Below are 10,481 nucleotides of genomic sequence, written 5' to 3'. Positions count from 1 at the left end.
GGGAGGGCGACCCCTTAGAAATCTTCACCAACAGCGACGGCGGCGTGGTGTTCAAAAAATATTCCCTCATGGGTGGCCTGGGGGATTTCTCCTCCCAGCTATGCGAATCCCTTTACAAGAGCACCGGCAAGCTGGTCACCATCACCGACCGGGACACCTGCCTCTCCGTGGCTGGTGGCGGCAAGCGGGAGCTGGCGGACAAGAACATCTCCCCGGCCCTGGCCCAGATCATGGAGGGCCGGCAGATCTATCAGTATGAAGAGGGAGAGGCCCAGCTCCCAGCCAGCGATTATAGCGACCACTATATCATCACCACCGCCGCCCCCATCCTGGCGGAGGGGGACGTGTTGGGCTGCGTGGCCTTTTTGAGCGAAAAGGATTCCGTGGCCGTCAACGAGTCCGAATACAAGCTGGCCCAGACCATTGCGGGCTTCCTGGGACGGCACATGGAGACCTGAACTCCACCCGGCAGGCCCCGCTCCTCACCCCGGGACATAGTTGGCAAAGAAGGCCAGAACCGTTTTCCTGCGGTCCTGGCCTTCTTTGGGAACTTTTTGTATATTTCCACCCCCGCCCACATAGTATGTGTCACGGACAATGTGGGGAGTGGTGGCACTTGCGCACTGACATGGAAGAACGGGCCTGCGACCTGGCCCTTTACATCATTGAGAACAACGCGACCGTCCGCATGGCGGCCAAACGTTTCAGCATCAGCAAATCTACCGTACATAAGGACTTGTCCCAGCGGCTGCCCGCCTTCAACAAGCCCCTCTACCTCCAAGTAAAGGAGGTCTTGGAGCGCAACAAGGCCGAGCGCCACATCCGGGGCGGCATCGCCACCCGGAAAAAGTACAAAGGGGACGGCAACGAAGGATGAAGTCTGCCCCAAGGCCATTTTACCGCCTGGGGGGAAGATAACAAAAAGGGCAGCCCGGAAGCGGCCATTGCTGGCGTTTCTGGGCTGCCCCTGTGTCATATTTACGGAAGTTCCCGGAGCTCTGTCCCCTGCTGGGCGTACTCCGCCAAGCGCTCCTGGGTCACGGGGATGGCACACAGGCGCACATAGTCCCCTAAGGCAAAGTGGGAATAAAAGCCCACCCCGTCTTTGTGGTACAGCAGCACCGGGACCACATCGCTGCCGTAGCGCTGCTTGTTTAACCGCAGCTCCCCGTAGGCCACATCGTCCAAGGCCTGGCAGAGCTCCCGGATCTGCTCCGCCTCCATCTCCGGCCGCAGGGTCTTGACGGTATAGAAGCACAGCTCCTGGTAGAACTCGTACAGGGCATCGGAGTAATCGTGGTCGTCAAAATTCACCGTGATCTCCTGGACGCAGCTGCCCCCTTGGGGGACATACACGGTCATGGTGGGCAGGTTGAACATCCGCTCATCTGCCAAAAACTCATAGAACACCGTCTCCTGCTGGGAATGGGGGGCGGTGGCAAAACGCAAGCTGCTCCACGTCTCTGGGGGTGTGAGCAAGGCCTCCCCCATGCCCTCCTGATACTGGACGTTATAGGCGGCAATCCAATCCTCTAAGGAGAACGCAAAGTCCAGCTCCCCTTCCCTGCCCTGGATCACGGAGGTGTCCAGGGGTTTGGATGCCTGCTCCTGGGTGGCCGGTGGTGTATCCTCCTCCTCCCCCACCTCCTGGGTCCCGCAGGCGCACAGCAGGACCAGCAGGCACAAGGCCACGACAGCCCAACCTCTGCCCATCATTCCACCGAAATCAGGTAGTGGTACACCGGCTGGCCCCCTCGGAGCAGGGTGATCTCCGCCTCGGGGCAGGCAGCTTGGAAGCGTTCCAGGGCCGTCTGGGCCCCCTGCTCCTCCACGCCCTCGCCGTAGAAGATGTTGATGAACTCCCCGCCCCGGCTCTTGGCCTCCTGAGCCAGACGGTCCAGGACGGCGTCCAGGCCCTTCTCTGTGGCGAAGAGCTGGTTGTCCACCAGGGCGAGGTAATCCCCCTCCTGGATGTCCTGGCCGTCAAAGGTAGAGGTCCGGGCGGCGTAAGTAACCTCCATGGTGGTCACCATGCCCATGGCCTCCTCCATAGCCGCGGTATTCTCCCCGGGCTCCGCGTCCAGGTCCATGGCGATCATGGCGGAAATGCCCTGGGGCACAGTCTTGGCCTGAAGGACGATGATCTCCTTGCCCTCCGCCAGGTCCACACACTGCTGGGCAGCCATGATGATGTTCTTGTTGTTGGGCAGCACATAGACCACCTGGGCGGGGGTCTTTTTGATCTCCTTCAAAATATCCTCTGTGGACGGATTCATGGTCTGGCCGCCGCTGATGACCCCGTCCACCCCCAAATCGTGGAACACCTTGGCCAAGCCCTCCCCGGCGGCCACCGCCACAAAGCCGTAGCGCTTGGCCGCCGCTGGGTCCGCATGGCCCTCCAATTCCGCCTCGACGGCCTCCAAATCGTCGGTGCTCTGGGCCTGGCGGCCTGCCGCTAGGTCCTCCGCCTGGGTGCGCATGTTCTCAATTTTAGCCAGCTCTAGGGTGCCGTATTTCTGGGCCTCGTTGAGGGCACTGCCGGGGATGTCCGTGTGGACGTGGACCTTAAAGGCCTCGTCGTCCTCCCCGATCACCAGGCTGTCGCCAATGCTGTTCAAATAGTCCCGGAAGGGCTGCAAGTCCACAGTCTTCCCATCCTTGCGGACGATAAACACGGTGTCAAAGGTGAAGGTGATCTCTTCCAGGCTCTGGGCGGCAAAGTCCGCTTTTTCCTTGGCCTCCGGTTCCGCCTCCCCGGTGGGGGCCGCGATGCCCCGGAGCTCATCCAGCATCCCCTTCAGGAGGGTCACGAAGCCCATGCCGCCGGCGTCCACCACTCCGGCCTTTTTCAGCACCGGGTTCTGGTTGACGGTATCCGCCAAGGCTTCCTCCGCCCGGAGGATGGCGGACTCCAACACATACTCAAAGGCAGTGTTCTCCTCTGCCGCCCGTCCAGCCCGGTCCCCCGCCAGGCGGGAGACGGTGAGCACGGTGCCCTCCGCAGGCTTCATCACCGCCTTATAGGCGGCCACTACCCCGGCGTTGAGGCCGTCGGCCAGGTCGATGCCGTCCATGCTCTCCTTGTCCTTCATGGCCTTGGAGAAGCCCCGGAAGATCAGGGAGAGAATGACCCCGGAATTGCCCCGGGCCCCCCGCAGCATGGCAGAGGCATTGATGGCGGCGGCCTCCCCCACAGTGGTGGGGCCCTTCTTTTGCAGCTCCGCCGCGGCGGTGCCGATGGTCAAGCTCATGTTGGTGCCCGTGTCCCCGTCGGGGACGGGAAAGACGTTGAGCTCGTTGATCTTTTGCTTCTCTGCGTTCAGGGAGGCAGAGGCGTGGATGAGCATCCGCGCCAGCAGCTTTCCGTCAACTGACTGTACCATAACCCAATTCTCTCCTTACTCTTAGTCCACCACCATGGAGTCTACATAGACGTCCACGGACTTGACCTGGGCGCCGGTCATCCGCCCCACGGTGTAACGGACCTCGCTCATGATGGCGTCGCTCACCGCGCTGAGGTTCACGCCGTTGTCCACGATGATGTGCAGCTCAATGGCAACGCTGCCGTCCTCTTGCTGGACCACCCGCACACCCTTGGACATGGATTCATTGCGCAACAGATGCACCAGCCCATCCTTCTTGGACCGGGCGGCCATGCCCTTCACGCCGAAGCAGCTGGTGGCCACCGCGCCGGTGATGGTGGTGAACACCTCGCTGCTGATTTGGATCTCGCCTTTTTCCGTTTGAAGCCGCATCCCTTGATCCGTCCTTTCCCTATTTTCAAGCGTTGGATATAAAAGCGGAAAAAAATCCGCTTTTATAATTGTATTTTTGCGCATTATCATGTAAAATACTATGCAACCAGTGACTTTACTTCCTGCGCCCCCGTTGAAGTTTGCCCTGGATACGCTCCCTTGGCCTCTGGAATTTTTTTAACTATACCACAGCCGAGGGAAATCATGCAACCGTGTATGGGAGGTTTTTTCATGAATGTGACCAAATTGATCTTGAAGCTCGCCGCCCTGATCCTGGCCCTCGGCGCTGTCATCTGCCTTGTCATCGCCCACTACGACCGGATCACCGATGCCCTGGCCAGGCTGCTGGCCAAGGTCCAGGCCAAGAAGCAGGCCATGTGTGGCTGCTGCTCCTGCGGGGAGTTTTCCGACGAATTTGACGACTATGAGGAGTGGGGCATGTAAGCCAATGCCCCAGGCGGAGCGGTGTGACACCGCTCCGTTTTTTTCGCGCCTCCGGCCCCTTAGAATTTCAGGGCGGGGTGCTTGGGCTCCACCACGATGGGGTCAATGTTCTGGGCCACCACAAAGTTGAACAGGGCCACAGTCACCAGCTCGTCCTGGTCGTTGCGCTGCTCCACGGAGACCACGCAGCTGCGCTTGCCCACCCGCACCGGGGTGCCCCGGCAGAAGAGGTAGGCCCCGGTGGCCGGTTTCAAAAACTCCATGGTGCAGCTCTGGGTGACGCACATGTAACCATAGGGCACCAGGGCGTGGCCGGCGATGGTGTCGGCAAAGGCGGAGAGCATCCCCCCGTGGACACTGCCGTACTGCTGCTGGTTCCCCTTGCGGATCATCATAATCCCCTCGGCGGCGTCCTTTTCCGCCCGGATCAGGTGGATGCCGTTGTCCACCGCCCAGGGGTCCAGGCCCCGGATGGTCCCCAGCTGGGGGTCCTCCCCCACATAAAACAGCCCCTCCTTAACGCAGGAAGCCATTCAAAATCTCCTCCTCCGCCTCTTCCTCGGTGAGGCCCAGGGTCATGAGTTTTAGAATCTGGTCCCCGGCGATACGCCCGATGGCCGCCTCATGGATGAGCTGGGCGTCGGGGTGGTTGGCGGTGATGGCGGGGATGGACTGAATCTTTGCCTCCCCCATGAGGATGGAGTCACACTGGACGTGGCCGAACCCGGCGGCGTCCCCGATCATCCGGGGGTAGAACACCTGCTCGGAGGTATCCTGGGCCACGGAGCGGGAGATCACCCGGCCGGTGGCGTCCTTCCCCGCCAGGATCACGTCCATCTCGGAGGTGGCCTTCTGCTGGCCGTGGGTGAGCAGGCGCTCGGTGAGCACCGCCTCGGCCCCCTCCTTCACCACCACCTTGGTGTAGCGCTTGGTGGAGTCCACCCCCCGGAGCTGGGCGGTGTCCATTTGCAGGGAGGCGTCCTTTTCCAGGTACACCACCGTCTGGGGGTTCATCACCCGCTCGCCGGTGCCCTCCCCCTCGCCGTAGTGCTTTTCCACATACTGGACCTTGGACCGGGCCCCGATGTAGAAGGTGTGGACCCCGTCGTGCTTGGAGGCCTCGCTGCCGGCGTTGTGGATGCCGCAGCCGGCCACAATCACCACGTCGCAGTCCTCCCCGATGAAGAAGTCGTTGTACACCAGGTCGTCCATCCCCGTCTCGGAGATGATCACCGGGATGTGTACCGACTGGCGCTTGGTGCCGGGCTTGATGTGGATGTCGATGCCCGGTTTGTCCTCTTTGGTGACGATCTCAATGTTCTCGTTGGAGCTGCGAGAGAGCAGCTTGCCGTTCTTGCGGATGTTATAGGCCCCCTTGGGGGTGCCTTCCAGGTCTGCCACCTCCCGCAGGAGGCGCAGGTCCACCTTATTTTCTGCCATGGCTCATCCCTCCTTGTTCTGCTCACAGGCGCTGGGTTGTAAAAAGCTGCAGGTGCCGGCGGTCTCCGCCAGCAGGTGGGGCATGATCTCTGCCTTGGGCCCGTGGCGGGCCACCTCCCCCCCGGAGATCATCACGATCTCGTCTGCCAGGTCGATGATCCGCTCCTGGTGGGAGATTACCACAATGGTGTTCTTCCCCCGGCCGTGGAGGATGCGGAAGGTCTCCGTGAGCTTGGCGAAAGACCACAGGTCAATGCCTGCCTCCGGCTCGTCGAAGATCAGCAGGCCCTCTGGACGGGCCAGGATGGTGGCAATCTCGATGCGCTTGATCTCACCCCCGGAGAGGGAGGCGTCCATCTCCCGGTCCACGTAGTCCGCCGCGCACAGCCCCACCCGGTTCAGGTAGGAACAACACTCGTCCCGGGTGAGCTTCTTGTTGCCAGAGGCCAGCTCCAACAGGTCCCGCACCCGCAGCCCCTTGAACCGGGGGGGCTGCTGGAAGCCATAGCTGATGCCCAGCTTGGCCCGCTGGGTGATGTCCAGGGCGGTGATGTCCTGCCCGTTCCAAATAATCTGCCCCCCGGTGGGCTTAGCCAGACCCATAATGGTCTTGGCCAAGGTGGTTTTCCCCCCGCCGTTGGGGCCGGTGATGACCACAAAGGCGTTGTCGTCAATGGTGAGGTCGATGCCCCGGAGGATCTCTGTCTGTCCTCCGCCTTCCTCCACCTGGAAGCGTAATCCTTTCAATTCCAGCATATCAAACCAGCTCCTATCGCTGTTAAACTTGTCTTTTGTCCCCCCTGGCGGCCCTTGCCTGCCAGGGAATGATAAATTATACCACAACTCCCGCCGCCATGCAATCTTTTTGCAAGCTATGCCAGTCAACTTGCACAGCGAATCCTTGCAGGAGAATGGAATTCCCTGCAAATCACCCGTCATTTCTGCCAATCATTTTGCACACATCTTGACTTTTCATACAATTTTTGATAGATTCGTCCTAGATTCTAAGAGAAGCGCCCCAGGGCGCGGCGGCGCGAGAGAGACGATAGAACGGGAGGCTGTATCAAGACATGATCGAAGAATTGGGGTTCGACAACGAAAAGTATCTGGAAATGCAATCCGAGCACATCCGCTCCCGGATCAACCAGTTCGGCGGCAAGCTGTATCTGGAATTCGGCGGCAAGCTCTTTGACGACCACCATGCCTCCAGGGTCCTGCCCGGCTTCCACCCAGATTCCAAGGTGCGCATGCTCATGCAGCTCAAGGATCAGGTGGAAATCGTGGTGGCGGTGTCCGCCGTGGACCTGGAACGCAGCAAGATGCGGGGGGACCTGGGCATCTCCTATGGTCCTGACACCCTGCGGCTCATCGACGCCTTCCGGGGCTTTGGCTTCCAGGTGGACAGCGTGGTGCTCACCCGCTTCAGCGGCCAGGGCGCGGCGGAAATTTTCCAGTCCCAGCTGGAAAACCTGGGGCTGCGGGTATACCGCCACTACCCCATTGAGGGGTATCCCAACAACGTGCCCCTGATCGTCAGCGAACAGGGCTATGGCAAGAACGAATATGTGGAGACCACCCGCTCCCTGGTGGTGGTCACCGCCCCCGGGCCCGGCAGCGGGAAAATGGCCGTGTGCCTGAGCCAGCTCTACCATGAGTTCCACCGGGGGGTCCAGGCGGGTTATGCCAAGTTCGAGACCTTCCCCATCTGGAACCTGCCCCTCAAGCATCCGGTGAACCTGGCCTACGAGGCCGCCACGGCGGACCTCAACGACGTAAACATGATTGACCCCTTCCACCTAGAGGCCTATGGGGAGACCACGGTGAATTACAACCGGGATGTGGAGATTTTCCCTGTGCTCAAAACCGTCTTTGAGCGCATTTCCGGCCACTCCCCCTACCGCTCCCCCACAGACATGGGGGTGAATATGGCCGGTTACTGCATCGTCAACGACCAGGTGGTCCGCCAGGCCTCCCAGGAGGAGATTTTGCGGCGCTACTACGCCGAGCGCTGCCGCTACCGCCGGGGCCGCAGCGACGGCGGCGCGGTGTACAAAATCGAGCTGTTGATGAAGCAGCTGGGCCTCACAGAGCAGGACCGGGCGGTGGTGGGCCCCGCCCTGGCGGTGGCAGAGCGCACCGGCGCCCCCGCCGCCGCCATGGAGCTCCCCGACGGCAAGGTCCTCACCGGCAAGACCTCCGCCCTGCTGGGCTCCTCCTCCGCCCTGCTGCTCAACGCCTTGAAGTACCTGGCGGGCATCCCCGACGATGTCCACCTGATCTCCCCGGCGGTCATTGAGCCGGTGCAGGACATGAAGGTCAACGTGCTGGGGAACAAAAACCCCCTCTTGCACATCGACGAGCTCTTGGTGGCCCTGTCCATCAGCGCCGTTACCAACCCCAACGCCAAAAAGGCGGTATTGCAGCTGCAAAAGCTCCGGGGCTGTGAGGTCCACACCACGGTGATCCTCTCCGAGGCCGACGAGGACAGCTTCCGCCGCCTGGGCGTCCGGCTCACCAGCGAGCCGAAATACCAGACCACCAAGCTCTACCACGGCTAACGCCCCCGGTAACCACACGGATAATTCATAACGATTGGAGTTGTTTTTTATGTCCAAGACTTACATCCCCGCAGGCTACGCCCCCCTGCTGAACCTCTACGACACCCAGAAGGCCATCGGCCTTTTGAACCGCGTCTTTGAGGACACCCTCTGCGGCAACCTCCACCTGCGCCGGGTCTCCGCCCCCCTCTTCGTGGAGGCCTCCAGCGGCCTCAACGACGACTTGAACGGCGTGGAGCGCCCTGTATCCTTTGATGTCCCCGCCGCCCAGCGGGAGGCCCAGGTGGTCCACTCCCTGGCCAAGTGGAAGCGCATGGCCCTGTACAACTACCACTTCCCTGTGGGGGAAGGCCTGGTCACGGACATGAACGCCATCCGCCGGGACGAGGTCCCCGACAACCTCCACTCCATCTATGTGGACCAGTGGGATTGGGAAAAGGTCATTGCCCCCAGGGACCGGACCCTGGATTATTTGAAATCCACCGTCCAGCGCATTGTGGACGCCATTGCCGACACCCAGCGCACCTTGCAGTCCGTGTTCCCCCAGCTCAGCGTCCTGCCCCAGATCAGCACCAACCTCTCCTGTGTCACCACCCAGGAGCTAGAGGACAAATACCCAGAGCTCACCCCCAAGGAGCGGGAGGACGCCTGGGTGAAGGAGCACCCCACCACCCTGCTGATGCAGATCGGCGGGGCCCTGAAATCCGGCCACCCCCACGACGGCCGGGCCCCGGACTATGACGACTGGCAGCTCAACGGGGACATCCTCCTCTGGGACGACCTTCTCGGCCGGGCCTTTGAAATCTCCTCCATGGGCATCCGGGTGGACGCGGCAGCCCTGGACCGTCAGCTCACCACCGCCGGCTGCGACGACCGCCGCACCCTCACCTTCCACAAGCTGCTCCTGGAAGGCAAGCTGCCCCTGACCATCGGCGGGGGCATCGGCCAGTCCCGTATGTCCATGATCCTCCTGGGCAAGGCCCACATTGGGGAGGTCCAGGCCTCCATTTGGGACGACGAGACCATCCAGGTCTGCGGCGACGCGGGTATTATATTGCTATAAGACAGAGCACAAAAACCGCCGCACCCTTCCCGGTGCGGCGGTTGGCCCATATACGAAAGGATATGCCATGACCATCAAACTTTACGACCAGGACAGCCATTTGCGCAGGTTTTCCGCCCAGGTTCTCGCCTGCACCCCCCGCGCAGACAAGCGCTGGGACGTCTTTCTGGACCAGACTGCCTTTTTCCCCGAGGGGGGCGGCCAGCCGGCCGACCAGGGTACGCTGACAGGGCCGGCCGCAACCCCGGTGGCGGTGCTGGATGTCCAGGAACAGCCAAAAGGCATCGTCCATATCTGCGGCGGCCCGCTGCCCCAAGGGGCCCAGGTCCAGGGCACCCTGGACTGGCCCCTCCGCTTTCGCCGGATGCAGTGCCACTCCGGGGAGCATGTGCTCTCCGGCCTAGCCCACCGCCTCTACGGCTGCAACAACGTGGGCTTCCACATGGGGGAGGCGGAGGTGATCCTGGATTTTGACCGGGAGCTCTCCCCGGAGGAACTCCAACGCTTAGAAGATGAGGCCAACCGGGTGATCTGGGAAAACCGCCCTGTCACCGCGGACTATCCCACCCCGGCAGCCCTGGAGGCCCTGGACTACCGCAGCAAGCTGGAACTGACGGAGGATGTGCGCATCGTCACCATCCAGGACTGCGACGTGTGCGCCTGCTGTGCCCCCCATGTCAGCTTCACCGGGGAGATCGGCCTGGTGAAGCTCATCAACGCCATGCGCCACCGGGGCGGGATGCGCCTGTGGATGGTGGCTGGGTCCCTGGCCCTGGCGGACTACCGGCGCAAGCAGGAAAACGTGGCCGCCATCTCCGCCGCCCTGTCGGTGAAGCAGGGGGAGGCCGCCCAGGGGGTGGCCCGGGTGCAGCAGGAACTGCAAGACCTGGGCCTGGCCTTGAAGGAGGCCAAGCACGCCCTGGTGGCGGAAAAATGCAAGGCCCTGCCGGAGGCAGCAGGGAACCTCTGCCTCTTTGAACCCGGTTTGGACATCCCCGGCCTGCGCACCCTGGTAAACGCCGGGGTTGCCCGCTGCGGCGGCATCTGTGCCGCCTTCACCGGCTCGGACAAGGACGGCTACCGCTGCGTGATGGGCAGCCAGACGGTGGACCTCCAGGCCCAGGCCAAGGCCATCCACCAGGCCCTGGGGGGCAAGGGGGGCGGACAGCCGGGTATGATCCAGGGCAGCGTCACCGCCAGCCGGGCGGAGATCGAAGCCTA

General features: G+C 62.1%; 12 protein-coding genes. 6 read left to right on the top strand and 6 right to left on the bottom strand.

The annotated features are described in order from the left end of the window. Together ACTOZL_RS09555 and ACTOZL_RS09550 are read left to right on the top strand one after the other, a co-directional pair. Positions 1-458 (top strand): stage V sporulation T C-terminal domain-containing protein (locus tag ACTOZL_RS09555; RefSeq protein WP_482478135.1); only part of this gene is annotated, 458 nt, incomplete at its 5' end. Positions 459-628: 170 nt separating this feature from the next. Further along, positions 629-877, top strand: a complete 249-nt coding sequence (locus tag ACTOZL_RS09550; RefSeq protein WP_482478139.1) for a sporulation transcriptional regulator SpoIIID — start codon at positions 629-631, stop codon at positions 875-877. Positions 878-978: 101 nt separating this feature from the next. Here ACTOZL_RS09550 and ACTOZL_RS09545 read toward each other — a convergent pair whose 3' ends face one another. Genes ACTOZL_RS09545 through ACTOZL_RS09535 form a run of 3 tightly spaced genes read right to left on the bottom strand, consistent with a single transcriptional unit; the run spans position 979 to position 3,755 of the window. Beyond that, entirely contained in the window at positions 979-1,713 is a 735-nt protein-coding gene (locus tag ACTOZL_RS09545; RefSeq protein ID WP_482478134.1) for a hypothetical protein, read from the bottom strand. After that, entirely contained in the window at positions 1,713-3,383 is a 1,671-nt protein-coding gene (locus ACTOZL_RS09540; protein WP_482478133.1) for a DAK2 domain-containing protein, read from the bottom strand. The genes ACTOZL_RS09545 and ACTOZL_RS09540 overlap by 1 nt, the downstream gene beginning before the upstream one ends. A 21-nt stretch (positions 3,384-3,404) precedes the next feature. Continuing rightward, positions 3,405-3,755 carry an Asp23/Gls24 family envelope stress response protein gene (locus ACTOZL_RS09535; protein ID WP_482478132.1) on the bottom strand — a complete coding sequence of 117 codons (351 nt, stop codon included), beginning with the start codon at positions 3,753-3,755 and terminating at the stop codon, positions 3,405-3,407. 231 nt (positions 3,756-3,986) lie between these two features. Between ACTOZL_RS09535 and ACTOZL_RS09530 the strand changes: the two genes are divergently transcribed. Next, positions 3,987-4,199: a hypothetical protein gene (locus ACTOZL_RS09530; protein ID WP_482478130.1), complete on the top strand. Its 213-nt coding sequence runs from the start codon at positions 3,987-3,989 to the stop codon at positions 4,197-4,199. Positions 4,200-4,258: 59 nt separating this feature from the next. Here the strand turns inward: ACTOZL_RS09530 and ACTOZL_RS09525 are convergent, their stop codons facing one another. Genes ACTOZL_RS09525 through ACTOZL_RS09515 form a run of 3 tightly spaced genes read right to left on the bottom strand, consistent with a single transcriptional unit; the run spans position 4,259 to position 6,395 of the window. Further along, complete coding sequence (locus ACTOZL_RS09525) at positions 4,259-4,732, bottom strand: PaaI family thioesterase (RefSeq protein ID WP_482478129.1); 474 nt, start codon at positions 4,730-4,732, stop codon at positions 4,259-4,261. After that, positions 4,716-5,639, bottom strand: coding sequence for a SufB/SufD family protein (locus tag ACTOZL_RS09520; RefSeq protein WP_482478128.1), 924 nt, complete (start codon positions 5,637-5,639; stop codon positions 4,716-4,718). Before ACTOZL_RS09520 ends, ACTOZL_RS09525 begins: the two co-directional genes overlap by 17 nt. Before the next feature lie 3 nt (positions 5,640-5,642). Beyond that, on the bottom strand, positions 5,643-6,395 hold the full coding sequence (locus ACTOZL_RS09515) for an ABC transporter ATP-binding protein (protein ID WP_482478127.1): 753 nt from the start codon (positions 6,393-6,395) through the stop codon (positions 5,643-5,645). Positions 6,396-6,709: 314 nt separating this feature from the next. Here ACTOZL_RS09515 and ACTOZL_RS09510 point away from each other — a divergent pair, with 314 nt between their 5' ends. The 3 genes from ACTOZL_RS09510 to ACTOZL_RS09500 form a co-directional block, all read left to right on the top strand. Further along, on the top strand, positions 6,710-8,197 hold the full coding sequence (locus tag ACTOZL_RS09510; protein WP_489706258.1) for a DUF1846 domain-containing protein: 1,488 nt from the start codon (positions 6,710-6,712) through the stop codon (positions 8,195-8,197). A gap of 49 nt (positions 8,198-8,246) precedes the next feature. Then, a complete protein-coding gene (gene asnA, locus ACTOZL_RS09505) occupies positions 8,247-9,260 on the top strand; it encodes an aspartate--ammonia ligase (RefSeq protein WP_482478126.1) in 1,014 nt (337 codons plus the stop codon). A 67-nt stretch (positions 9,261-9,327) separates the two neighbouring features. Next, positions 9,328-10,481: alanyl-tRNA editing protein (locus tag ACTOZL_RS09500; RefSeq protein WP_482478124.1), on the top strand; the 1,154-nt coding region annotated here is incomplete at its 3' end.

This window comes from Evtepia sp. (assembly GCF_056797215.1).
This window is presented reverse-complemented; position numbering and strand designations above follow the sequence as displayed.